This window comes from Parabacteroides sp. TM07-1AC (genome assembly GCF_003480915.1).
Taxonomy (GTDB): Bacteria; Bacteroidota; Bacteroidia; order Bacteroidales; family Tannerellaceae; genus Parabacteroides; species Parabacteroides chongii.
Map to the genome: position 1 here is coordinate 278,460 of NZ_QUKD01000005.1, position 25,515 is coordinate 303,974.

Consider the following 25,515-nt stretch of genomic DNA (forward strand, 5'->3'; position numbering starts at 1 on the left):
CAACGTTGGTTAACCCTCCTAACCAACGTTAGGCAAGGGGCGTAACCAACGTTGGTTAGATGGTGCGCCTAAAAAATGTTAACAGAAAAGGCTGCGTCTAATTCCCTGTGAAGAGATGGCGCAGCCTTCTTGTTGAATACTATTACTCGTTATCTAACCAGCTGCAATTCCTTGATCAAGCGCGGGCATTTTCCCCATTTGTCGATCATGTAAAGGACATAACGGATATCTACTGCGATACAACGCTGCAAGTCCGGTTCGAATGCGATATCGCCACTCATCGCTTCCCAGTTTCCATCGAAAGCAAGACCGATCAAACGGGCGTTTTTATCGAATACAGGGCTTCCTGAGTTTCCACCGGTAATATCGTTGTTCGTTAAGAAGCAAAGCTGTAATTCGCCGTTTTCATTGGCATACTGACCGAAGTCTTTGCTGCGGATCAGATCCAGGATTTCCGGCTGAACCCAAAATTCGTCATCTTCCGGATTCTCTTTTTCAAGAATACCTTTTTCTGTAGAGTAATAATCATACCAGGCAGCATCATACGGACGGTAACCGCCGATGGAACCGTAGCTCAAACGCATAGTGAAGTTCGCATCCGAAGAAAGGGCCTTTTCCGGATACATCTCTTTCAGTCCGGCAAAATACAGACGCTCGCCTTTAGCGATTTCGAAATGGGCATCACCCATAAACTGCTGCAATTCGAATAAAGAAATCAGCGTAGACAAGCTCAGTTCGGCTGCCGGATCTTTTTTCAGTTTCGCATACAGTTTAGGATCTTTCAGCATCTTCTCGATCTTGTCGTATGATAGCAAGGAAGTCTTTTTAAAGACATCTGCTGCATATTTAGCATAATTGCCCTTATACTTTTTATCGATCTTCTGATAGATATCCGGCAGATACTGGGCAGGAACACGTTCTTTCACTACCTGCATCATGGCTGCCAGTACTTTCTGATCGAGCGTAGCATCATAATCCTTAAAGAACGGCTGGATCTTATCCTGCAGAATGCTGTCTATCTCTTCCGGAGTAGAACCATTTACATCCACTCCCTGAACCATACGTGCCAGACGCACTATTTCAGTACCGCTCACAAATGCTTCAGACAAATAAGTGGAAACATTTCTGTATTCATCTGTCGAAGTATATCCTTTTTCCAATAATTCCAGTACTTCTCCATATTTTTCTTTACGCTCCGGTGTCTGAGCAACCCAGGCTGCAAAAGCAGCTTCTTCTTCCTTCTTACGGTCTATCACGTTCAGGTTAGCCAAACCGCGGTTCATACCGATCGAGTTCTTCCAATAGTTGGAACTTCCTGCATATTTAGATGCATATTTAATGCGAACTTCATCGCTGGCCAACATAGCTTCTTTCCAAATAGCCTGCTTCACGCCACGCACCTCGATACGCGGTTTATTGCTGTCTTCGATACGCTGTTTTACGCCCCATGAACTCAGATAGCGGTCCGTACTTCCCGGAAAACCGATCGTCATCGCATAGTCTTTATCCTGATAGCCCTGCAGAGATACTTCCGCTACATATTTAGGACTGTACGGCTTGTTGTCTTTGCTGTATTCTGCCGGTTTATTATTGCCATCGGCATACACACGGAATACAGAGAAATCACCCGTATGACGCGGCCACATCCAGTTATCCGTATCGCCACCGAACTTTCCGACAGAACTGGGCGGAGCAAACACCATACGAACATCGTTGAATACATCGTAAACAACCAGGAAATACTTGTTATTATTGTAGAAAGGGATCACGTCTGCCGACTGAAATTCCGTATTGCCGATAGAGTCGCAGATTACCTGTCCGATAGAATCGGCAGCAGCCAAACGCAGATATTCTTCTTCAATATTCGCGATTTCACCGTTGATACGGTCACTGACATCCACTGTCTCACGCAGGTATCGGACACTCAAACCCGGAACGGGCAACTCTTCTTCCTTACTCTGCGAAACAAAACCATCTTTCAGATAATCATGTTCAACACTACTCAACTGCTGGATCGAGCCGAAACCACAGTGATGATTGGTAAAGACCAATCCCTCTTCCGATACGGTAATACCGGTACATCCGCCACCAAAAATCACAACAGCATTGGCCACACACGGGTCAGTTTCACTGTAGAGCTGCTTGTAGGACGGAACAAATCCAAGTTCCTTGATCCTCGCCAGGTTCTGTTTGTTTAATTCCTTCAGAACCCACATACCCTCATCGGCATATACCTGGCCTGCAGCAATCAGAAGCAGTAAAACTGCCCATACCTTCTTCATAAAATTCATTCTTTATATTTATTCGATTAGTAATTTGATATTCTTTGCATTCACACGGGCCTCCAACCACTCCCGTATTTTTTGTTGTTCTTTTTCATTGATACGTTCTTTACTTTTCAGGTAAACCAACATAACCGTATCCTGCTTCATGCTGTCGGTAGTCATAATATAGGTATTCGAACAGGAGGCTTCGAGAACGGCCGGAAATAATACTTTCATTTCCGGGATCAGTTCGGATGTGATACGTGAAGCATTTTTATAACGGTCGACCGTCTTTTTCAACGAATCGATCTGTATGGACTGTACACGTAAAACTTCTTCACTATTCTTATAAAGATCCTGCATCAACATGCTTTTCAGTTCATTTATATCTGTGGCTTCCTGTCCAAAACCTTGCTGGACAACTAATGAAACATCTTTCAGTCCATATTTGCGAAGCCGGCTCCGTGCTATTTCGATCATCGGGTCCGGCACGTTTTCACCGATCAATACGACCTTCACCTCCTGCTTCTCACTGGTATTTGTCACCGTTTTGCTTAATATCTGCGTATTCGGGAACGCCAGCTCTTCCGATACGAAATTGGTAACCCGGTCATTGAAATAACTGGAACGGATCAGGTTATAACTTAAGAAAAGACTGGGAACGATCGTGAAAAATACGATCACACCGACATAGCGCGTCACCACTTTCTCACGTTGCTTATCCAGGAACACCTTTTTAGGGTATTTCAAAAGCCGGACAACCACGAAAGTAGCCAGGCTGATAAATACCGTATTGATGAAATAGAGATAAAAAGCTCCGAAGAAATAATACAGATTACCACTTGCCAATCCGAAACCCGCCGTACAAAGCGGAGGCATCAACGCCGTTGCGATAGCCACACCCGGAATCACATTTCCCTTACTTTTGGTAGAACTGGCAACAATTCCCGCCAATCCACCGAAGAAAGCGATCAGGACATCATACACGGTCGGTTGCGTACGCGCCAACAATTCACTTTGTGCCTCACTGATTGGTGAGATCAGAAAAAACAAGGTTGAAGTGATTACACTAAAGACAGTTGCTGTCAGAAAATTACGGAAAGAGCGCTTGATCAGTTCAAAGTCATAGATACCCAATCCAAGACCGAATCCCATAATAGGTCCCATCAACGGAGAGATTAACATCGCACCGATAATCACCGCAGTAGAGTTGGTATTCAACCCCAATGAAGCGACAAATGTTGCAAAGATCAAAACCCAAAGATTAGTACCTTTAAACTCAATACCTTTCTTTATAGATTCAACTGTTTCCAGTTCATTTTCTTTCTCTTGGCGAACGTCAAAATTACGAACAAAGAAGTCGCGTATTTGCTTGTGTAACACTCCTTTTTCCATCCCACTAACTTGTATTTATAAATACTCCGACTAATAGCCTCACCTTAATCGTGCAAAGATAGAAATTGTATATCGAAATAAAAAATAAGAAGTGTGAACAAGAATAAGTTGTTCAAAATTAAAAGAATTGTTGATTTTCAATTAACTTTGCGAATGAGCAATCACATTTTACGACAAGAGTTCATTTTAATATCTATATAAATAATGAAACGCTACTTAATTCTTATATATCTGCTTAGTTACGTCCTGTCTGTCGTAGCTAATAATTCTGCGACTAAAGAAATCTTAAACGCTGGTTTAAAATCAGTAACCTCCGCCCGGGAAAAGCTGGAAATACTGACTAACCTAATGGATATCTCCCGTCAAGAGGAACAAGTCAACTATGCCAAAGAACTTTATAAAGAAGCTATTGCCGAGAACGACGATTACTATAAAGAAGCAGCTCTTACTGAAATTCTTCGTTTCTACGTCAACAACGACATCAAAGACAGTACCGATGTCTACATGGACGAGGCAAAACGCGAACTGAAAGGGAAAGCACGCGATTTTTTGGTTACTTATATGCAAACGATCATCGATGTACGTGTCGTCTTTTATACAGAAGGGGAAAGCAGAAAAAAGTTGATAGAACAATACCAGCTTAAACTGGAAACAGACAAAGATTTGTCACCACTGGAAAAAATGTCCATCAATTACCTGTTGGGAATGGCATACAGCAACCGCGAAGAACCGGGTAATGAAGAAAAATTGCATAACGATATCTGTACACGCTTTAAAGAGGTTATAACACTTTCTGAAAATATCCCGCTGCAATATTCTTATCTGTTCCGCCTGAACACGTTTAACCTCCTGACGCTCTATTCACTTGATCCGACAGACCAGGCCAAATACGCCTTTCAGTATCTTTACATGCAAAAAGAATATGCAGAAACAAAAGAGATGAAAAAGCGTCCTTATGTAACCAAACGACATCTGCTCAATGCCTATTCCTGTCTGGCTTGTACCGCTAAAACATTCGGTAAAGATATGGCAACTTCCTATTATCAGCATTTTATGGACTTGAACAGGCAATATCCTGAAGATGCCCCCTTTTCTGCAGATTACGATCGACTTTTCACATCGCTTAATTATTACCGGACAACAGATCAACTCTTGAAAGCCACACAATATTGCGATTCCGTCATGCATTATTTCCGTACAGCTGACTTCAAAATTGACCTGTCCGATCATATCATATCGACTCTGAAGGATAAAATAGATATGCTCGACAGCCTTCATCTTTATAAGGATGCTTATCAGGCTCAAAAAGAATATACCCTGTTGCTGGACTCTACACGGATCAGGAACATGAACGAGAAGCTGGAAGACCTGGAAATCAAAAAACGGGTAGATGAACTGGTCATTGAAAAGAAAGCATTGGAAATCGATCTGCAAAAGAGCAGAAATCAACTCTATATGTTCCTGTCTTTATTCATCCTGGCCGTCAGTTTTGCCATTTTTGTCGCATTTCGCTTATGGAAAATTAAAGCTTTATATATAAAACTGCAAGAATCTAACCTACAAGTAATCCTTGCCAGCGAGAAAGCCCAGGAAAGTGAGCGGATGAAAAATGCTTTCATTAAAAACATGTGTCATGAGGTCCGGACACCATTGAATGCGATCAACGGATTTGCCGACCTGATCACGGAAGAAGATATTACAGCCGAAGAAAAACAGGAATTCAGCAAAATCATTTTCGAGAATTGCAACCACATCACTTCCATGATGAACAGTGTTCTGGAAATTGCCCAACTGGACAGTAATAAGGAAGAATTATCATTATCACCGGTCAATATCCACCTGCTTTGCTCTTGTGAAATGGAACAATTGAAGAGGCTTAACGGAAAAGAGGATATTGAATACCAGATCGAAGGCGACCGGCAAAAAGATATGGCTTACACCAATGCAAACCATTTCAGCCTCATCCTGTCCCACCTGTTGAACAATGCGAATAAATTCACCGACAAGGGACACATTACCCTTGCTTACAAAGCAGAAGAGGAACAGAACCGGATGGTAGTTGAGATCACAGACACCGGTTGTGGCATTTCCCCTGACCAACGTGAATGGATATTCGAGCGGTTCACCAAAGCAGACGATTTCGTTCCGGGTTCCGGATTGGGATTATACCTCTGCCGGCAGATTGCACACCGTATGAAAGGTAAGATTTACGTAGACCCCGATTATACAACCGGCCTACGTATCATCCTGACGCTCCCCCTCAAACCGGAATAAATATTCGGGAACTATTTCTTTTTCCCAAAATAACGTCCGACATAGGGTAATTCCTGTAACGGCAAATCACGTTTCACCACGATACCGACAAACAGACAAAGCAGCAAAGTACGGTATCCTAAACGCAAAAACTCCGATTCTATCGTCGGCAACATGCCGGCGAGATAGAAAGCGACGGCTAAAACAGAATAGATAGCTGCGGATTTAAGATCGTATTGTATCGGGAATTTCTTTTGGCCGATAAGATATGAAAGAAGCATCATGATCAGATTACTGGCAAAAGAGGCCCATGCACAAGCCATATATCCGTATGTTGGAGCAAAGAATACAATAATCAGAATCGTAGCTATACACCCGATCGTTGAGAAATAAGCTCCCCACTGGGTTTGATCAATCAATTTATACCAAAACGAAAGATTGAAATAAATACCGAAAAATAATTCACCCAACATAACGATAGGTACCACACGTAATCCCGGATAATAAGCTTCTGCCACAAAATGCTTTAATATATCGATATAGAACATGACTCCCAGGAATATGATCAATGAAAAAATAATGAAATACTTCATCGCTTCCGAATAGGACTTCTTGCTGTCATCATCCTTATTCTTCGCAAAGATGAATGGCTCATAAGCATAGCGGAACGCCTGGGTAAACATCACCAGTACAACAGCTATTTTAAAGCAGGCACCATATATTCCCAGCTGTGTATTTGCCAACTCCTTATCTTCAAACAGAAAAGGAAATAATATCTTATCTGCCGTCTGGTTAAAGATACCGGCTATTCCCAAGATCAATATTGGGAAAGAGTATTTGAGCATTTGACGGAGCAAAACGAAACTGGCTTTTTCACGCAACCCCGGAACCATATCCGGAATAAGCAAAACAAAGGTTACCACCGAAGTTATCACATTAGCAATAAAGATATAACCGACCTGGTAATCGGGCATATAAAACCAATTAACCAAAGCCGGAAGATGATCGGATAACCACGGACAAACTATTAAAAAGAAAAGAACCAGGATAATATTTAAAAAAATATTGAACAGCTTTATAGAGGCAAAACGAACCGCTTTTCCCTGATATCTCAGAAAAGCAAACGGGATACAGCAAAAGGCATCTATCGCTACAATAGCCGCCATCATTCCGACAAATTCCGGATTCGAAGCATATCCCAAAGAATTACTGATAGGATGCAAGGCATTAAAAATGATCACCAGGAACAGAACGGAAGTGGAAGCTATACTAAACAAAGTGGTAGCATATACCCGCATCGGAAGCGTTATTTCCTTCTTATTCATAAAACGGAAAAATCCCGTTTCCATCCCATAAGTAAGTATAACCATCAACAACGCCGTCCAGGCATATAAATTCGTAACGATCCCAAAATCACTCTCCGTTGCCAGTACACGCGTATACATCGGCACGAGCATCCAGTTCAGGAATTTCCCTACAATACTGCTAACGCCATAAATCGCAGTCTCTCCTGCGAGCCGCTTCATTCCTCCAGCCATAACTAAACAATTGATAATTGACAATTGACAATTAAAATAAAGAACCTATCACTCCGTCACCCCGCGTCCGTCCCAAATGGGTATAAGCCAGTTCCGTTACCTCGCGGCCCCGCGGTGTGCGTTTGATAAATCCTTCTTTGATCAGGAAAGGTTCATATACTTCTTCCAGCGTTCCGGGATCTTCACCTAAAGCCGTAGCAATAGTCGTCAGGCCGACCGGACCTCCGCCAAATTTGTCTATAATTGTTGTCAGTAACTTATTATCTATCTGATCCAGACCGTATCGGTCAATATTTAACGCCTCCAACGCATAGCAGGATATAGCCTTGTCTATTTCGCCGGAACCTTTCACCTGTGCAAAGTCACGCACACGACGCAACAACGCATTGGCAATACGAGGAGTTCCACGGCTGCGGGAAGCTATTTCCTTGGCTGCACTCAGTTCGCATTTTACATTCAGGATATCCGCACTACGAAGAATGATCTTCGTCAATGTCTCCATCTCATAATATTCGAGGTGCATATTGATCCCGAAACGGGCACGCAACGGACTGGTCAGCAAACCGCTACGGGTAGTTGCCCCCACCAACGTAAAAGGCGCCAAGTCTATTTGGATGGAACGGGCGCTCGGTCCTTTATCGATCATAATGTCGATCCGGTAATCCTCCATAGCCGAATACAAATATTCTTCCACGATCGGACTCAGACGGTGAATCTCATCGATAAAAAGGACATCATCCTTTTCCAGCGAAGTCAGCACACCCGCCAGATCGCCGGGCTTATCCAACACCGGCCCGGAAGTCACTTTAAAACCTACTCCCAGTTCATTGGCGATAATATTCGATAATGTCGTTTTTCCCAGTCCGGGAGGTCCATGCAGCAATACATGATCCAATGCTTCTTTACGCATACGGGCAGCCATTACAAAGATTTTCAGGTTCTCGACTACTTTGGCCTGTCCGCTGAAATCGTGAAAAGAAAGGGGACGGAGTGCATTCTCGTACTCTCGTTCACTTTCCGGCATACGGGTATCTCTTATATCAAAATCGTCTTCCATATTTTTGCTCATTGCCTCGCAAAGATAGTAAATATATTCGCTTTACACCGGATAGCCGCCTATTAGCAAATACAAATTTCTTCCCGATGCAAAATACAATTACCATGTATACTAATCTGAAATAGATAAAATTCCCTACATTTGTCGGGAACGTTAATTGAACACCCATGAACAGTGCATTCCTTCGTTTCAGGCTCCGGCAGTCGGGAAAGTTTATCCGTGAAATTCCTGTGATCTATCTGATTGCGATAACAGGCATTTTGCTTATCCCCGGAATTGCACTGTACCAATTTACAAAGGAATTAACAGGATGCCTGATCATAGCAGCCCTCTTGCAGACACTTCTGTCTTTGTTTCAGTTAGGAAGAAAAGACTACCATTTCATCTTTCTTGCGGAAAGGAATGCCTGGAAAGTATTTTGCATAGATTACATCTTATTATCCTTACCGTTCTTTATTATTATACTAATAAATTCATTTTGGTATATATCGCTGGCAATTATAATAGGATGCCTGGGAGTCAGTTTCATAAAACAGCCTTTTCACCGGACAAAGAAAGGGATAGATTCTCCTGAATGGATACCGGCAGAAGCCTTTGAACTACGGTCAGGAATACGAAAATACGGTGGCTTGCTATTGGTTCTTTATATCAGTGCATGGGTAGGTCTGTTGCTGCCTTTCGCCTCTTTGGCATCATTTTGGTTCTTTACGGTTATATTATCCGATCTATTCCGATTTTCAGAGCCGGTACAGATACTCTGTGCACAGGAACTCCCTGCCAATAAGTTTCTGCACAGGAAACTGTTCCTGTATCTTAAATTATTCTTCTGCGCGATAATTCCCGTTTGCGTGATATATACGTTTTTATATCCGGAACACTGGTGGCTTATCCTCACCTTTCTAGCCGCAGTATCCCTTAATATATCGTTATTCATTGTAAACAAATATACCCATTATCTGCCTGGCACTAAGATAACAGGAGGACAAGTGCCCCTTACTGTTGCTGTAATAAGCATTTTCCTTCCGGTTCTTTTACCGGTTATCCTGTTTTTCCTGATCAAAAACTATCTGGCGGCACGCCGGACTCTAACAACCTATTTATATGCTTACAATCCGGAATCTGCAAGTAGAATATAAAAAAGAATCTCCTGTCCTGAAAGGGATCAACCTCTCGATGGAACCGGGTAAAATACATGGTTTGGTCGGCTTGAACGGTGCAGGAAAGACCACCTTGCTGAATACGCTTTATGCTTTCATCCGCCCGTCCGAAGGTTCGGTCCTTTACAAGGACACAGCTCTGAAAAGAAAAGATATAGCGTATCTGGAAGCCGAAAACTATTTTTACCCTTATATGACAGGACGGGAATACCTGAATCTTTTTCCGGCAGGCGAAAACGGATTTGACACAGAGAGCTGGCAACAGCTTTTCCATATTCCACTGGATGATATCACAGAAAACTATTCCACAGGGATGAGAAAGAAACTCGCCTTGCTGGCCGTCCTCAAACCGGATAAGCCGATTCTGATCCTGGACGAGCCTTTCAACGGATTGGACCTGGAAAGTGCACACATCCTCACTCTTATCCTGCAACAACTCCGGGAAGGAGGCAAAACGGTGTTGGTTACATCACATGTTTTCGAAACATTGACTTCCAGCTGCGACCAGATCCACCATATCGATCACGGCATCATCGACCATAGCTATTCCAAAGAGCAATTCGGAATGCTACAGAAGTTACTCTATTCTACTATAGAAAACCGGGCTTCCGATCAGATAAGAAAACTTATTTAAGAAGAAGAGAGAGATTTGAAATTTATTTATCTATTTTTGCCATATAATCATATAACTGTAAATAATATAGCCATGAATACAAAATTCCTCATTACAAATGACTGCACACGTAGTGAGCTTCTTAAAAAGAAAATCATACATTTCTACATTGCCAATGGTGATGCTACAATTGCTGAGCTATGTAAAGAAATGGATTTAAGTATCCCGACCGTCACCAAACTGATCGGTGAACTACAAGAAGATGGTTATATACTGGACTTCGGGAAACAAGATACCAGCGGAGGACGAAAACCGAATATCTACGGACTGAATCCGACATCCGGCTACTTTGTGGGTGTAGACATATACAAGAATAAAATAAATCTGGCAGCCGTTGATTTTAAAGGGGAAAAAGTTAGAATAGAAGAAAACATCCCTTATTTAATGGAAAATACACCGGCCGCACTTGAATCTCTATGCCGGTTAATCAATACATTCATCGATTCGCTCCCGATAGAAAGAGAAAAGATATTGGCTGTCGGAGTAAACATCTCAGGGCGTGTCAAACCAGTATCGGGATACAGTTACAGTAGATTCTATTTCGACGAAAAACCTCTTTCACAAATACTGGAAGAACGTATCAAGATAAAAATATATATTGAGAATGATAGTCGGGCCATGCTGTACGGCGAATATATGCAGGGAATCGTCAAAGGAGAAAAAAACATACTATATATAAATATGAGCTGGGGACTGGGACTTGCCATCCTTATAAACGGGGAACTTTATTATGGTAAATCCGGTTTTTCCGGTGAATTCGGACACTTCTGTTTCTTTGATAATGAAATATTATGCCATTGCGGCAAAAAAGGTTGCATTGAAACCGAAGCTTCCGGTTCTGCACTTCATCGCAAACTGCTCGAAAAATACAAAGAAGGAAGCAGCACCATCCTGGCCAAGAAAATAGACCAAAACGAGGAGATCACCATGGAGGATATGATCGAAGCCATACAAAAAGAGGATGTACTATGTATCGAAATACTGGAAGAAATGGGCGTCAACCTGGGAAGAAGTATTGCCGGACTAATGAATATCTTTAATCCGGAACTGGTTGTATTAGGCGGTACATTATCCCTGACAGGTGAATACCTCAGTCTGCCGGTCAAGAGTGCCATCCGTAAATATTCACTGAATCTGGTCAGTCAGGATACAGAGATTAAAGTATCCAAATTAGGTGAACGTGCCGGAGTGCTGGGAGCATGTTTATTGTCCCGAAGTAAGATACTCGGTATGATTCGCTATTGATCATCCTGAAGTGCATTGCCAAAACCTTACAATTCACAACTTTACATTTCCTGTTGTTTATGTTTTTACCAAACTGGCAGGTCTTTGGTATTTGGTTTGTTATGCGCTTATTAATAAATAATATCCTTAAACAAAAGCCATATTATTAAAATATTTTATTTATATTTGCCGCATATTTAAAACAACAGCAACAATAACTATTAAATACGAAGTACCATGGAAAGAATTAAAGGTCTGATCGATGCCCCTTTTACTCCGTTTTATGAAAATGGAGAAGTGAATTACGAACCCATTGAAGCTTATGCCAAGCTTCTAGTCAACAACGGATTAAAAGGTGTATTCATCAACGGATCATCCGGCGAAGGATACATGCTGAACGAAGAAGAGCGCATGAAACTGGCCGAAAGATGGGTGGAAGTTGCCCCGGAAGGATTCAAAGTGATCGTACATGTCGGAAGCACCTGTGTAAAAACAAGCCGGAACCTGGCTGCTCATGCTCAAAAGATCGGCGCATGGGGAATCGGTGCCATGGCTTCTCCTTTCCCCAAGGTAAATCGTGTGGAAGAATTGGTGAAATATTGCGAAGAGATTGCTTGCGGAGCACCGGAACTGCCTTTCTATTACTATCACATTCCGGCCTTCAACGGCGCTTTCCTTTCTATGGTAGATTTCCTGAAAGCAGTAGACGGGCGTATTCCTAATTTTGCCGGTATCAAATATACGTACGAGAGCCTGTATGAATATAATCAGTGCCGATTGTACAAAGACGGCAAGTTCGACATGCTGCACGGACAAGACGAAACGATTCTGCCTTGCCTGGCCATGGGCGGTGCACAAGGTGGTATCGGCGGAACAACCAACTACAACGGCAAGGAATTGGTCGGTATCATCGAAGCCTGGAAAGCAGGTGACCTGGAAACAGCCCGCGAAAAACAAAACTTCTCACAGGAAGTGATCAACGTGATCTGCCATTATCGCGGAAATATCGTAGGCGGCAAGCGTATCATGAAACTGATCGGTCTGAACCTCGGCAAGAACCGTACGCCGTTCCAGAACATGACCGATGCCGAAGAAGCTGCCATGAAAGCAGAGCTGGAAGCCATCAACTTCTTTGAAAGATGTAACAAATTCTAATCATTATGGATACAAAAGCAAATATAGCCCAGCCTACCGAATATCTAGGCTATTGGGGCGACGTTTACAAAAATGATTTCCTGAACGATGTCATGCCATTTTGGTTGAAATATGGCATCGACAAGGAAAACGGCGGTTATTTTACCTGCCTAAACAGGGATGGTTCATTAATGGATTCCAACAAATCCGTATGGTTCCAGGGACGTTTCGCTTTCATCCTGGCTTACGCATATAATCATATCGAAAAAAATCCCGAATGGCTGGAGGCATGTAAAAACGGCATTGACTTCATCGAAAAACACTGTTTTGATGAAGACGGACGTATGTTTTATGAAGTGACGGCAACCGGCATTCCGGTACGTAAAAGAAGATATGTGTTCTCTGAAACTTTTGCTGCCATTGCCATGGCTCAGTATTCCATTGCATCGGGAGACAAAAGCTATGCGAAGAAAGCCGTCCGGTTATTCAAACAGATTCTTTATTATAAAAATACACCGGGATTGCTGGAACCGAAATTCCGTGAAGGATTCGTTGCCAAAGGGCACTCTTTATGCATGATCCTGATCGATACGGCTGCCCGTATCCGCGAGGCGATCGATGACGAGATCCTCACCAAACAGATAGACGAATCCATCGACGAGCTACGCCGGGATTTCATGAAACCGGAGTTCAAGACCATCCTCGAAACAGTAGGACCTAATGGTGAATTCATCGATTCGATACCCGGTCGTACAATCAATCCGGGCCATTCCATCGAAACTGCCTGGTTCATTCTGGAAGAAGCCAAATACCGGAACTGGGACCCCGAACTGAAAGAGATGGGGCTGACTATCCTCGACTGGGCCTGGGAATGGGGATGGGATAAAACCTACGGCGGCATTACCTATTTCAGAGACTGCAAGAACCTGCCTCAGCAGGAATACTGGCACGATATGAAATTCTGGTGGCCTCAATGCGAAGCCATTATTGCCACATTGTATGCCTATGAAGCCACCGGCGACAGTAAATATCTGGAAATGCACCGGATGATCAACGAATATACCTATGCCCGCTTCCCGGACAGGGAGTATGGTGAATGGTACGGCTATTTCCACTACGACGGAACTCTCTCCCAGCCTGCCAAAGGCAATATGTACAAAGGCCCGTTCCACATCCCCCGGATGCTTCTGAAATGTAACTTGCTTTGCCAAGAAATTCTTTCAAAATAATATGAACAGCCTAACCAAACTTTGTTTTCACCTTATAAAATAGAACGAAATGAATAATAAAAAGATATATCCCTGGGTCGTTGTCGGTCTGTTATGGGGAGTAGCCCTACTGAACTATATGGACCGGCAGATGCTCTCCACCATGAAAGATGCAATGATGATCGACATCACCGAACTGGAATCGGCAGCCAACTTCGGTCGCCTGATGGCCGTATTCCTTTGGATTTACGGATTCATGAGCCCTGTAGCAGGTATGATTGCCGACAGGGTAAACCGCAAATGGCTGATCGTTGGTAGTTTATTCGTCTGGTCGTTTGTAACTTTGATGATGGGCTACTGTACCACATTCAACCAAATTTATTTCCTGCGCGCCTTGATGGGGGTAAGTGAAGCTTTGTATATCCCTGCCGGATTATCTTTGATTACCGACTATCACCAGGGAAAAACCCGTTCATTGGCAGTGGGTATCCACATGACCGGTCTTTACACCGGCCAGGCTCTCGGAGGCTTCGGAGCCACGGTAGCAAGCGCTTTCACCTGGGAAACGACTTTCCACTGGTTCGGTATTGTCGGAATCGCCTACAGTGTCATCCTGATCCTGTTTCTGAAAGACAAGAAAGACCATATCGTTCATAAGATCAAAGAAGTCGGTGCAGCCGTCGAGAATCCGGTCAAAGGAGCCCTCAAAGGGATGGGGATGCTGTTTACCAATATATCATTCTGGATCATCCTGCTTTATTTTGCAACTCCCAGCTTGCCGGGTTGGGCAACGAAAAACTGGCTGCCGACCCTGTTCTCGGAAAACTTATCCATAGATATGTCGGAAGCCGGACCACTGTCGACCATCACGATCGCTTTGTCATCGTTTATCGGTGTTATCGTCGGTGGCATCCTGTCAGACAAATGGATACAGACGAATGTACGCGGTCGTGTCTATACCGGAGCAATCGGACTGGCTTTGACCATTCCATCGCTATTATTGCTCGGTTTCGGTCATAACTTCCTGATGATTGTAGGAGGCGGACTTTGCTTCGGCGTCGGTTTCGGTATCTTCGATGCAAACAACATGCCGATCCTCTGCCAGTTCATTTCTCCCCGCTATCGTGCCACAGCTTACGGTATCATGAACATGACAGGAGTATTTGCCGGAGCTGCCATCACGGATCTACTGGGCAGGTCGACGGATGCCGGAAATCTGGGACATGATTTTGCCATGCTGGCAGGTCTTGTAGCCATTGCTTTGCTGATCCAGATATGTTTCCTTCGTCCGAAAGTGGCAAATATGACGGATTAACAATAAGAATATCAATAAAAAGCTCCAAAGGTAATCGTATTCATGTCCTGAATTTATTACCTTTGGAATCAGCATTAACTAATTCACAGAACAAATATCATGAAAAAAAGCATCTTTTATCTCTGTCTTCTATTCATCGTGCAAACCGCCATTGCTGCAGACAGCCTGTATGTCAGGGAGCAGCAAATCCCGATTCTGATCGATCGTACAGACAATGTGCTGTTGGAAATGCGTATTCCTGCACAAAAAGGGGATATCTTAAATAAACTGACTCTTCAATTCGGTAATGAAACAAATACATCCGACATAAAAGCAGTCCGGTTGTTCTATAGCGGAGTCGAAGCACCTTCAAGGGAAGGGACTCATTTCAGTCCAATCACTTACATAACCGGATTTACCCGAAGAAATAGCCAGGCAGCCAATCCGTCCTATTCCGTTAAACAGGATGAAGTAACCGCTCCGGGCAATACCATTACACTGACATCCAAACAGCCGATGGTAAAAGGTACAAACTATTACTGGGTGAGTATCGAGATGAAGCCGGAAACCTCTCTGCTGTCAAAAGTGTCTTTCACACTTCCGGAAGCAGTCATCAACAATAAACCGATGGAAATCACCTGGAGCGGCAAAGCAGAATCTCCCCGTCGTGTAGGTGTAGGCGTACGTCAGGGAGGTGATGACGGTTCCGCAGCATTCCGTATCCCAGGACTGGTGACAACAAATAACGGCACTCTTCTGGGTGTTTATGATATCCGCTACAACAGCAGCGTAGACTTGCAGGAGATGGTCGACATAGGTGTAAGCCGTAGTACCGACAAAGGACAGACCTGGGAACCGATGCGTGTTGCCATGACCTTCGGTGAAACCGGCGGTTTGCCTCATGCACAGAACGGCGTAGGCGATCCTTCCATCCTGGTAGATGAAAAGACAAACACGATCTGGATCGTTGCCGCCTGGACGCATGGCATGGGTAACGGACGTGCCTGGTGGAACTCCATGCCGGGCATGACTCCCGATGAAACCGCCCAATTAATGCTGGTAAAGAGTGAAGATGACGGCAAGACCTGGAGCGAACCGATCAATATCACCTCACAGGTAAAAGATCCTTCCTGGTACTTCCTGTTGCAAGGCCCGGGACGTGGTATCACCATGCAGGACGGAACTCTTGTATTTCCTATTCAGTTCATCGATGCAACACGCATACCGAATGCAGGTGTGATGTACAGTAAAGACCGTGGTAAAACATGGCATCTGCACAACCTGGCACGCACCAATACTACCGAAGCACAGGTAGCAGAAGTAGAACCGGGTGTATTGATGCTGAACATGCGTGACAACCGTGGCGGTAGCCGTGCAGTAGCCATCACCAAAGACCTGGGTAAGACATGGACGGAACATCCATCCAATCGCAGTGCACTTCAGGAACCGGTATGTATGGCCAGCCTCATCAAGGTAGATGCTAAAGACAATATCACCGGTAAGAAACTATTATTGTTCTCCAACCCGAACACAACAAAGGGACGTAACCATATTACGATCAAAGCCAGTCTCGACGGCGGTCTGACCTGGCCGGCAGAGCATCAGGTATTGTTGGATGAAGCTGAAGGATGGGGGTATTCCTGCCTGTCGATGATCGATAAGGAAACAGTCGGTATCTTCTATGAGTCGAGTGTTGCACACATGACTTTCCAGGCGATCAGGATCACTGACCTTATTAAGTAAACGGATGAAGCAAAAACTGCTCATAACATTTATACTATGTTTATGGCTACCGGCGGTCTATGCTGACGGTAGCCTGAACTTACTTCCCCGGCCGCAGCAGGTGGATTGGACAAAGCAGACCTTCTCCGGCAAGGAAATTTCCCTCTCGCTGGACGGCAACACCGAACAAATGGTTACCGACTGGCTGCAGGAAAGCAATATCGGCATAAATCCTGCCAGCAGGAAAGTGTTCCGGGTAACTCTTACCGACAACTTTCCGGAAGCGAAAATAAATCCGGAGGAAGCCTACAAACTACAGGTTTCATCGCAGGGAATCTCCATCAAAGCAACCACCGAACAGGGAGTGTATTGGGCTATCCAGACGCTCCGCCAGCTGACGGAGAAAAAGGGTGACAAATCCTATGTCACAGGATGCACCATTACAGACTGGCCCGCTTTCCGTATCCGCGGATTTATGCAGGACGTAGGCCGTTCGTATATCTCGATGGAAGAACTGAAACGCGAGATAGCCAAACTGGCACAATATAAGATCAACGTATTCCACTGGCACCTCACGGAGAATCAGTCCTGGCGCCTGGAAAGTAAAATCTTCCCGATGCTCAACGACAGTGTCCATACGACTCGTATGCCGGGCAAATACTACACATTGGAAGAAGCCAAAGAACTGGTCGAGTTCTGTAAGCAACATCAGGTATTACTCATTCCCGAATTTGATATGCCGGGACACAGTGCCGCTTTCATCAGCACCTTCCGCCACGACATGCAAAGTCCGGAAGGCATGAAAATACTGAAACAGCTGATCGAAGAAGTGTGCGAGACATTCGATGTGCCGTACCTGCATATCGGAACCGACGAAGTGAAATTCACCAACCCGCAATTCGTTCCCGAAATGGTTGCTTTCGTACGGTCAAAAGGCAAAAAAGTGATCTCCTGGAATCCGGGATGGCACTATCAGCCGGGAGAGATCGACATGATCCATATGTGGAGTTACCGGGGTAAGCTACAGGAAGGAATCCCCACCATAGACTCACGTTTCCATTATCTGAACCATTTCGATACTTTTGCCGATCTGCGCGGATTGTTCATGAGCAATATCTACCGTCATACCGAAGGCAGCGACGATATGGCAGGTGTGATCCTGGCTGTCTGGAACGACCGCCTGGTACAACCGGAAGAGAAAATCATCAACGAGAATTATCTGTATCCGAACATGCTGACCATTGCCGAACGTTCCTGGAGAGGGGGCGGCTATGAATACTTCGATAAATACGGCACGAATATGCCTCCGGAAAGCAGCGAGGAATACAAAGCATTTGCAGAATTCGAGCAGCGTCTGCTCTGGCATAAAGAACATCATTTCAAAGGCTATCCGTTCCCGTACGTTAAACAGACAGGCATCCACTGGCGCATCACCGATGCTTTCCCGAATAACGGAAACAAGGGCAGCATATTCCCTCCGGAAACCGAATTGAAAGACAGTTATACATACGAAGGAAAGACCTACGGCACCAACGACACCGAAGGAGCCGGAATCTATCTGCGCCATGTATGGGGCAACACAATTCCCTGCTTCTATAAAGATCCGCAGGAAAACCATACCGCTTATGCCTGGACCTGGGTTTACTCTCCCAAAGACCAGGAAGCCGGTGCCTGGATCGAGTTCCAGAACTACGGACGCTCGGAAATGGACCTCGCCCCGCCACAGGGACAATGGGACTATAAAGGAAGCCGCATATGGCTGAACGACGAAGAGATACTGCCTCCTATATGGGCAGCTACCCATAAGGAGAAATCGAATGAAGTTCCGCTGGGGAACGAGAACTGTGTAGGCCGTGAACCGACGAAAGTCCATCTGCAAAAAGGATGGAACAAAGTGTTTATGAAACTGCCTGTAGGGGAATTTCGTCTGCCGGAAGTACGGCTCGTCAAGTGGATGTTCACCTTCGCACTCGTTACGCTGGACGGAGAAAAAGCAGTGGACGGACTGACCTACTCGCCGGATAAGAAAAGATAAACAGATCATCATACAATGAAAAAAACTCTTTTATTACTATGCTTGTTACTCTGCACGACCGCCTATGCTCAGAAAAAGATCAAGGTGGCTTGTGTAGGTAACAGTGTAACCTACGGTGCAGGCATAGACAACCGGGAAGTAAACTCGTATCCGGCACAATTACAGCGTATGCTGGGAGAGGATTACGAAGTAATGAACTTTGGAAAAAGCGGTGCCACCTTACTGAACAAAGGCCATCGTCCGTACTGCGAACAAGAAGAATATAAAGCCGCTCTCGACTTTGCCGGCGACCTGGTTGTCATCCATCTCGGACTCAACGACACCGATCCGCGCAACTGGCCGAATTACCGGGATAACTTCGTCGCGGATTATCTTTCCCTGATCGAATCGTTCCGGAAAGTAAACCCGGCATGCAAAATATGGATTTGCCGGATGACACCGATCTCTCATCGCCATCCGCGTTTCAAGTCGGGTACACGCGACTGGTACTGGCAGGAACAGGCGACAATCGAAGAGATAGCCAGCCTGGGAAATACCGGATTGATCGATCTCCAGGCAGGACTTTATAACCGTCCGGATCTCTTGCCCGATGCCCTGCACCCGACAGCCGAAGGGGCAGGTATCCTGGCAAAGACGATCTGCCGGGAACTGACTGGTAATTACGGAGGGTTGCAAATGCCCGTCACTTACTCAGACAATATGGTCCTGCAGCGGGAAAAGCCGTTATCCGTAACCGGTATTGCCAATGCCGGTCAAAAGGTAACAGTTCAAATAGCCGGTCAGAAAAAGGAAGCGGTGACAGCCCCGAACGGTAAATGGTCTGTTACCCTCGAACCGCTCCGGGCCGGAGGTCCTTATGAGCTGACGATAGAGGCTTCTTCCGATAAAAAGGGCAAAAAGAAAGCGGGCGATTCACAAAAGATCGTCTACAAAAATGTCTTAATCGGCGAAGTATGGCTCTGTTCCGGCCAGTCAAATATGGCTTTCCGGGTGAATGAACTGGTCTCTTTGCAACACAAGGAACTGACTGAATATGCCGGTAAACAACCGCAAATACGCCTGTTCAATATGGAGCCACGCTGGTTCACGAATGCGGTGGAATGGGATGAAGCGGTAATGGATTCGCTCAACCGACTGCAATATTATCACGACACACAATGGACGGTATGCAACGAACAAACAGCCGATAAGTTCTCCGCCGTAGCTTTCTCCTTCGGACGAATGTTGTCGGACAGCCTGCAGGTTCCGGTCGGACTCATACTGAATGCTGTCGGAGGTTCGGGAACCGAAGCATGGATAGACCGGAAAACACTGGAGTTCGACTTCACCGATATCCTGTATAACTGGACAGAGAACGATTTCATCCAGGATTGGGTACGCGGCCGTGCCGCCCTCAACATAAAGAAATCGACCAACAAACAACAACGGCATCCGTACGAACCCTGTTACCTGTATGAAACAGGCATCGAGCCGTTGCAGCAATATCCGATCAGAGGAATCATCTGGTATCAGGGTGAATCGAATGCACAGAATATAGAGACACACGAGCGTCTGTTCCCATTGCTGGTGAATAGCTGGCGGGAGAACTGGCAAGAGGAACTACCGTTCTACTATGTTCAACTGTCGAGTATCGACCGTCCGAGCTGGACCTGGTTCCGTGACAGCCAGCGCCGGATGATGCAGGAAATTCCCAATTGCGGAATGGCGGTAAGCAGCGACCGGGGAGATTCGTTGGACGTACACCCGAGATACAAACGTGAAATAGGAGAGCGGCTCGCACGTTGGGCTTTAAACCAAACCTACGGACATCGGCTCACTCCATCAGGCCCGCTCTTCCGTTCGGTTGAGTTCAAGGACGATGCCGCCTATATCACCTTCGATTATGCAGAGGGCTTGCATACTTCCGACGGACAGCCGATACGGACCTTTGAAATAGCCGAATACGACGGGTTATTTGTTCCGGCAGAGGCTGAAATTGTCGATGGAAAGGTCAAAGTCCGGAGCGATAAGATCGACCGTCCCCAATTAGTCCGCTACGGATGGCAACCTTTCACCCGTGCCAATCTGGTGAACGGGGACGAACTTCCGGCTTCCACATTCAGATCCAAAGAGTAACTTTATAGTAATACCAAGATGTACGACAAATCAATAATAACCGGATGGTTGATCCTCCTGCTTTTTTCATTGGCAGGATGTAACCATTCTACATCTGAAAAAACAGCAAACATCATGATCAACTGGAATAAATTACCCGACCTGCCGGGCATGGCAGACACCGCATCACTGGGAGTATCGGCTCCGTTTACCGGCATAAGTAACGGAATGCTACTGGTAGCCGGTGGTTGCAACTTCCCCGACAAACCTGTCACAGAAGGCGGTGCAAAAAAATACTACAGCGACATATTCGCCCTCGACCTTTCCAACCCGGCCGGCGGATGGAAAAAAGCAGGCAATCTACCTTTTCCGGTAGCCTACGGCGCAGCAGTTACTACCCCCGAAGGTATTATCTGCATCGGAGGAAACAATAGCGACACCTTCTTCCCGGATGTATGCCTGTTATCCTGGAATACGACCGATGAAAAGGCGGAAATCAATACACTGCCATCTCTTCCGGCCCCCATGGACAATCTTTCTGCAACCTATACAGACCACACGGTGTATGTGGCCGGAGGAAACGAAAATATGCTTCCATGCAATAGTTTCCTCTCCATGAACTTAACAACAAAAAGCAATTGGGTAAACCAGCCCGACTTCCCGGGAGCAGCACGCGTCCAGCCTGTTCTGGTAGCCCAAAAGTCAGCAGACGGTGTACGTATCTACCTGGCCGGAGGTTTCCAGCCCATTCAGAACGATACGGAAGCGATCGTGCCTCACGATATGCTCTCATACCATCCCGCAACAAAAACGTGGAGAACGGAATCAGAACTGCCTTTATTCAAAGATGGAAAACATCGCACCTTCACCGGAGGTTGTGCCGTCTCTTATGGCGACAGTTCAATCCTGCTGATGGGTGGTGTCAACTACGACCGTTTCCTTGCCGCCGTCAACCGTCCGAAACTGATCGAGGCAGCCGAAGCCCAGGGAGACACAACTTTGGTCAAGACGTTACAGGAGGAAGGCAAAACTTATATGCACCATCCGGTGGAATGGTACAAATTCAACACGGCTTTGTTGCAATACAACACATTCACTAAAGAATGGACCGATCTGGGCGATTACGAACCATTAGCCCGTGCCGGAGCAGGAGCCATACTCAAAGGCGACAGCCTCATTATCGTCAACGGCGAGTTAAAACCGGGTATCCGTACCCCACAGGTCAACCTGGCCATCATAGAATAAACGCTTTCTACATAAAGTTTCAGAAAAGTATTTGTCATTTGCAATATCCCGATATAACACACAATTATTCAAGGGATAAAGGCATGGCAAATACTTTTTTTATTTGCAATGGCGTTTGTCATCTGTCATGAGATACACAAAGTTTTTAAAAAGTATCTGCCATCTGTCACATCACGATGTAACAAGCAGGTTTACAGATAGTAAAATATGGCAGACCTTTCTTTTTATCTGCAACTGCATCTGCCATCTGTCACCAGTATTGCAAGGGAAAGTTTATCTGTTAATAGTCAGGCAACTACCTGTTAAGTCGGGAGAAACTAATACAAAAGTCGTTACTCAGTAAAACTACCCTGTACAGGGTAGCCAGCCAGGGTGTAGAGGGTAGCTACGCAGGGTGTACAGTGTAATCGACTAGGGTGTAGAGGGTAGGAATAGTGAGTCAGGACTTAACAGGTAGTTCCTCCCTTATTAACGATTAAAAGGTGCAGGACCTGGTACCAGTTGCCCCCGACGCAAGACATAATAACTACCTACTTGCCTCCGGTTTGGAACAAAATCAGTCACAACTTGCCTCCTTTTTAGAACAAAAACAGCTTCAACTTGCCTCCGGTTTGAAACAAATACTTATATTTTCAATTGTAAATCAGTCACATATACAGCTATGTTCAAAAGAAACATCGATAGCTCGCTTCACTCTTTTATAGAATGCGGAAATACCCGTTATCAATTAGTGCCGGGCTTTTCTGTATTCTTGCCTTTCAACCGTTTTATATCATACCCAAACAGCGCAAAATCCCCCAGACACGGATCATCGGGAAAGACCTCTTTCAAAGCTTCGGTTATCTCGATGGCTGTTTTTAAGGTGGCATTCTTTTGAGCGGTCAGTCCCAGTTCCAAGGATATCTGATGGACATGTGTATCTAAAGGAATGATCAGTTCATGGGGGCGTATCGATGTTCCCCAGATTCCGAAATCGACAATACCGTCTTTCCGGACCATCCAACGAAGGAACATAGCCAGACGTTTACAGGCGGATGTACCGGTCAATACCGGAATACCTTCGATACCCGAAAAGACATCCTGTATTTTCGTAATCGGATTGGGGTATGGACTGGCAGCCAAGGCATCTTCCAGCGATTCATGTTCTTCATAGATACATTTCAACCGCTCGCACAATTGCCGGAGATGGGAGTAGGTGTAGAAACGGTAAAAAGTATCCCTTTTGCCCGGTTCCACCGCATTTCCCGGCAAGTATTTATAACCTTCCTCCATAATCCAGCGGTACGGACTGACACCCATCGCCGCATGCAGTTCGTTTGCCTTCCGCAAGATCAGTTCCCGTCGTCCGTAAGAGATCCAGGAGGTGAGAAAGGCGGAGACTTCTATGTCTTTCTTTTCGGTGTACCGGTGCGGAAACTGCACCGGATCGTCCGGAATAAAGGTATCTACGTTATATTCTTTTGCCCAACGACGGAGCTTTTCTTTTATCTGTTCATCCATCTGTTATTTCTTCTTCAGGAAATACTGACGCTGATCCTCCGGGTAATGCTCGATGGCATAGCGGAGCGCTGTGCGGGGGAGACGGGTGGCGTACTCTTCCAGGAAGGCGGTCAGCGTCTCCCGGTCTTTCTTGCCGACCTCACGAAGCATCCAGCCCACAGCCTTATGCATCAGGTCATGTTTATGCGACATCAGTTTTTCCGCCAATGCCAGCGTATCGGTATATTCACGGTTACGAATAAAGGTCACTGTCGAAACCATCGCGATGCGTTGTTCCCACAGGCAATCGCTTTCCGCCAGTTCATACAACCGGGAACGGTCTTTATCCAGCAAATAAAGCCCCACCAGATGCGGACAAGTTACATCCACCAGATCCCAGTTATTGATCCGGCGGGCATTGCCGAGGTAGAAATCGTACAGTTTCTTCCGGTCGGCTTCCGAAGCCTTTTTGAATTGCTCGACCGCGATCAAAAGGGCACAAAGGCGTGCTTCGTGATATTCGCTATCCATCAGTTTCTGCAATTCCGCCAAAGGTGTTTGCTTGTTCGCCTTTGCGATGCTGCGGGTGAGGGGAACGACCAGTCCGAGGAATACATCGCCTTCGGCATACTGTCCCGGCCCCGTTTTAAAGAAACGTTGCAGGAAAACAGCCTTCTCCGGATTCGCCATCGAGAGAAGTTCGCTCAATACAAACTCCGCCGTCATGGACGCATGACACGTGATACGGGACGGTCGCCTTCCAAAAATCCGATGACGTTATTACAAACCGTACGGGCCATGACGATACGTACATCCAGTGTCTGCGTTCCGATATGCGGGGTCAATACGACATTATCCATTTCCAATAATTCCGGCAGCGGATAATCGCCGAATTCAAATACATCCAGACCGGCACCATGAATCGTTCCGTCCTGCAAAGCCTTCACCAGCGCCTGTTCGTCTACCAACGGGCCGCGGGCGGTGTTAATCAGGATAGCGGACGGCTTCATCTGCTTCAACTCTTCTTCACCGATGATATGATAGGTGTCGGGGGTATAAGGAGCATTCAAAGAAACGAAATCGGATTGTGCCAAGAGTTCCTCCATAGAGGCGTAAGTCACGTTCAGTTTCGTTTCTTCATCCACATATAATTGGCGGCGATTATGGTAGATCACTTCCATGCCACAGGCGTTCGCACGTTTGGCAAGCGCCTTTCCAATGCGTCCCATACCGATAATACCCAATGTTTGTCCGGTAATATTCACACCCAGATTTTCGAGTACGCCTATTTTCATTTCCTTGCCTAAAGTGCGCAACTTACGGTCGCATTCGGTAATGCGGCGGGCGGTGTCGATCATCAGACCGAGTGCCAGGTTGGCGGTAGGGGCGGTCACCGGGTCAGGGGTATTGGCTACCGTAATACCTTTTTCCAGGCAGTAAGCCACATCGATATTATTGTAACCCACTGCATAATTGGCCACCATTTTCAGATTGGGTGCATGGTCTATCAATTCCTTGTTTACCGGAAAGTCGAACATGGAGCATAATACATCATACTCCGGAATCATTTCGAACACTTCCTCATAGGTGAAATCTCTTCCGTCGGGAAAAGTCACATCATACTTGCTTTCCAGTTCCGTGAAGCCTTCACGGAACATGTCGTAGGTTACTAATATCTTTGTCATAAGTCATTACGATTATTATTCGGGCAAAAATACAAATCTATCGTTAATAAATTCCTAT

The 25,515-nt window shown here is 45.5% G+C and carries 18 protein-coding genes; 11 read left to right on the forward strand and 7 right to left on the reverse strand.

Annotated elements, in window-relative coordinates; genetic code table 11:
- Positions 1-149: 149 nt before the first annotated feature.
- Entirely contained in the window at positions 150-2,282 is a 2,133-nt protein-coding gene (locus tag DXD68_RS12890; RefSeq protein ID WP_353934106.1) for a S46 family peptidase, read from the reverse strand.
- 18 nt (positions 2,283-2,300) lie between these two features.
- Positions 2,301-3,659: a TIGR00341 family protein gene (locus tag DXD68_RS12895; RefSeq protein ID WP_122361972.1), complete on the reverse strand. Its 1,359-nt coding sequence runs from the start codon at positions 3,657-3,659 to the stop codon at positions 2,301-2,303.
- Positions 3,660-3,863: 204 nt separating this feature from the next.
- Between DXD68_RS12895 and DXD68_RS12900 the strand changes: the two genes are divergently transcribed.
- Positions 3,864-5,933 carry a sensor histidine kinase gene (locus DXD68_RS12900; RefSeq protein ID WP_122361973.1) on the forward strand — a complete coding sequence of 690 codons (2,070 nt, stop codon included), beginning with the start codon at positions 3,864-3,866 and terminating at the stop codon, positions 5,931-5,933.
- 11 nt (positions 5,934-5,944) lie between these two features.
- Here DXD68_RS12900 and DXD68_RS12905 read toward each other — a convergent pair whose 3' ends face one another.
- Positions 5,945-7,450: a lipopolysaccharide biosynthesis protein gene (locus DXD68_RS12905; protein ID WP_122361974.1), complete on the reverse strand. Its 1,506-nt coding sequence runs from the start codon at positions 7,448-7,450 to the stop codon at positions 5,945-5,947.
- Positions 7,451-7,481: 31 nt separating this feature from the next.
- A complete protein-coding gene (ruvB, locus tag DXD68_RS12910; RefSeq protein ID WP_122362077.1) occupies positions 7,482-8,507 on the reverse strand; it encodes a Holliday junction branch migration DNA helicase RuvB in 1,026 nt (341 codons plus the stop codon).
- Positions 8,508-8,674: 167 nt separating this feature from the next.
- Here ruvB and DXD68_RS12915 point away from each other — a divergent pair, with 167 nt between their 5' ends.
- The 10 genes from DXD68_RS12915 to DXD68_RS12960 all read left to right on the forward strand — a co-directional run bounded on the left by DXD68_RS12915 (position 8,675) and on the right by DXD68_RS12960 (position 22,293).
- On the forward strand, positions 8,675-9,643 hold the full coding sequence (locus DXD68_RS12915) for a hypothetical protein (RefSeq protein ID WP_122361975.1): 969 nt from the start codon (positions 8,675-8,677) through the stop codon (positions 9,641-9,643).
- Complete coding sequence (locus DXD68_RS12920) at positions 9,609-10,298, forward strand: ATP-binding cassette domain-containing protein (protein WP_122361976.1); 690 nt, start codon at positions 9,609-9,611, stop codon at positions 10,296-10,298. Before DXD68_RS12915 ends, DXD68_RS12920 begins: the two co-directional genes overlap by 35 nt.
- 72 nt (positions 10,299-10,370) lie before the next feature.
- The gene (locus tag DXD68_RS12925; protein ID WP_122361977.1) at positions 10,371-11,582 is read left to right on the forward strand and encodes an ROK family transcriptional regulator; all 1,212 of its coding nucleotides are present in this window, start codon (positions 10,371-10,373) and stop codon (positions 11,580-11,582) included.
- 216 nt (positions 11,583-11,798) lie between these two features.
- Positions 11,799-12,716, forward strand: coding sequence for a dihydrodipicolinate synthase family protein (locus tag DXD68_RS12930; RefSeq protein ID WP_122361978.1), 918 nt, complete (start codon positions 11,799-11,801; stop codon positions 12,714-12,716).
- A gap of 5 nt (positions 12,717-12,721) precedes the next feature.
- Complete coding sequence (locus DXD68_RS12935; RefSeq protein ID WP_122361979.1) at positions 12,722-13,924, forward strand: AGE family epimerase/isomerase; 1,203 nt, start codon at positions 12,722-12,724, stop codon at positions 13,922-13,924.
- 49 nt (positions 13,925-13,973) lie between these two features.
- Positions 13,974-15,218, forward strand: a complete 1,245-nt coding sequence (locus DXD68_RS12940; protein ID WP_122361980.1) for an MFS transporter — start codon at positions 13,974-13,976, stop codon at positions 15,216-15,218.
- A gap of 99 nt (positions 15,219-15,317) precedes the next feature.
- On the forward strand, positions 15,318-16,940 hold the full coding sequence (locus tag DXD68_RS12945; protein ID WP_122361981.1) for a sialidase family protein: 1,623 nt from the start codon (positions 15,318-15,320) through the stop codon (positions 16,938-16,940).
- A 4-nt stretch (positions 16,941-16,944) separates the two neighbouring features.
- Positions 16,945-18,954 carry a family 20 glycosylhydrolase gene (locus tag DXD68_RS12950; protein WP_122361982.1) on the forward strand — a complete coding sequence of 670 codons (2,010 nt, stop codon included), beginning with the start codon at positions 16,945-16,947 and terminating at the stop codon, positions 18,952-18,954.
- A gap of 15 nt (positions 18,955-18,969) precedes the next feature.
- Positions 18,970-21,069, forward strand: coding sequence for a GDSL-type esterase/lipase family protein (locus tag DXD68_RS12955; RefSeq protein WP_122361983.1), 2,100 nt, complete (start codon positions 18,970-18,972; stop codon positions 21,067-21,069).
- Between the two features lie 18 nt (positions 21,070-21,087).
- Entirely contained in the window at positions 21,088-22,293 is a 1,206-nt protein-coding gene (locus DXD68_RS12960; protein ID WP_122361984.1) for a cyclically-permuted mutarotase family protein, read from the forward strand.
- A 723-nt stretch (positions 22,294-23,016) separates the two neighbouring features.
- On the opposite strand, the gene DXD68_RS12965 is transcribed toward DXD68_RS12960, so the two are convergent.
- From DXD68_RS12965 to DXD68_RS12975, 3 genes are read right to left on the reverse strand one after another with little or no spacing between them, the layout of a single operon-like run.
- Positions 23,017-23,793, reverse strand: a complete 777-nt coding sequence (locus DXD68_RS12965; protein ID WP_122361985.1) for a TIGR02757 family protein — start codon at positions 23,791-23,793, stop codon at positions 23,017-23,019.
- Positions 23,794-23,796: 3 nt separating this feature from the next.
- A complete protein-coding gene (locus DXD68_RS12970; protein ID WP_122361986.1) occupies positions 23,797-24,498 on the reverse strand; it encodes a DNA alkylation repair protein in 702 nt (233 codons plus the stop codon).
- Positions 24,495-25,457, reverse strand: a complete 963-nt coding sequence (locus DXD68_RS12975) for a 2-hydroxyacid dehydrogenase family protein (protein WP_122361987.1) — start codon at positions 25,455-25,457, stop codon at positions 24,495-24,497. Before DXD68_RS12975 ends, DXD68_RS12970 begins: the two co-directional genes overlap by 4 nt.
- Positions 25,458-25,515 lie beyond the last annotated feature (58 nt).

What these genes read in the sequence shown, in the direction of transcription:
- DXD68_RS12920 (WP_122361976.1), top strand. Translation starts at nt 9,609, where the DNA reads ATGCTTACAATCCGGAATCTGCAAGTAGAATATAAAAAAGAATCTCCT.
- DXD68_RS12895 (WP_122361972.1), bottom strand. Translation starts at nt 3,659, where the DNA reads ATGGAAAAAGGAGTGTTACACAAGCAAATACGCGACTTCTTTGTTCGT.
- DXD68_RS12970 (WP_122361986.1), bottom strand. Translation starts at nt 24,498, where the DNA reads ATGACGGCGGAGTTTGTATTGAGCGAACTTCTCTCGATGGCGAATCCG.
- DXD68_RS12950 (WP_122361982.1), top strand. Translation starts at nt 16,945, where the DNA reads ATGAAGCAAAAACTGCTCATAACATTTATACTATGTTTATGGCTACCG.
- ruvB (WP_122362077.1), bottom strand. Translation starts at nt 8,507, where the DNA reads ATGGAAGACGATTTTGATATAAGAGATACCCGTATGCCGGAAAGTGAA.
- DXD68_RS12940 (WP_122361980.1), top strand. Translation starts at nt 13,974, where the DNA reads ATGAATAATAAAAAGATATATCCCTGGGTCGTTGTCGGTCTGTTATGG.
- DXD68_RS12900 (WP_122361973.1), top strand. Translation starts at nt 3,864, where the DNA reads ATGAAACGCTACTTAATTCTTATATATCTGCTTAGTTACGTCCTGTCT.
- DXD68_RS12905 (WP_122361974.1), bottom strand. Translation starts at nt 7,450, where the DNA reads ATGGCTGGAGGAATGAAGCGGCTCGCAGGAGAGACTGCGATTTATGGC.
- DXD68_RS12975 (WP_122361987.1), bottom strand. Translation starts at nt 25,457, where the DNA reads ATGACAAAGATATTAGTAACCTACGACATGTTCCGTGAAGGCTTCACG.
- DXD68_RS12955 (WP_122361983.1), top strand. Translation starts at nt 18,970, where the DNA reads ATGAAAAAAACTCTTTTATTACTATGCTTGTTACTCTGCACGACCGCC.
- DXD68_RS12960 (WP_122361984.1), top strand. Translation starts at nt 21,088, where the DNA reads ATGTACGACAAATCAATAATAACCGGATGGTTGATCCTCCTGCTTTTT.
- DXD68_RS12930 (WP_122361978.1), top strand. Translation starts at nt 11,799, where the DNA reads ATGGAAAGAATTAAAGGTCTGATCGATGCCCCTTTTACTCCGTTTTAT.
- DXD68_RS12965 (WP_122361985.1), bottom strand. Translation starts at nt 23,793, where the DNA reads ATGGATGAACAGATAAAAGAAAAGCTCCGTCGTTGGGCAAAAGAATAT.
- DXD68_RS12935 (WP_122361979.1), top strand. Translation starts at nt 12,722, where the DNA reads ATGGATACAAAAGCAAATATAGCCCAGCCTACCGAATATCTAGGCTAT.
- DXD68_RS12890 (WP_353934106.1), bottom strand. Translation starts at nt 2,282, where the DNA reads ATGAAGAAGGTATGGGCAGTTTTACTGCTTCTGATTGCTGCAGGCCAG.
- DXD68_RS12925 (WP_122361977.1), top strand. Translation starts at nt 10,371, where the DNA reads ATGAATACAAAATTCCTCATTACAAATGACTGCACACGTAGTGAGCTT.
- DXD68_RS12915 (WP_122361975.1), top strand. Translation starts at nt 8,675, where the DNA reads ATGAACAGTGCATTCCTTCGTTTCAGGCTCCGGCAGTCGGGAAAGTTT.
- DXD68_RS12945 (WP_122361981.1), top strand. Translation starts at nt 15,318, where the DNA reads ATGAAAAAAAGCATCTTTTATCTCTGTCTTCTATTCATCGTGCAAACC.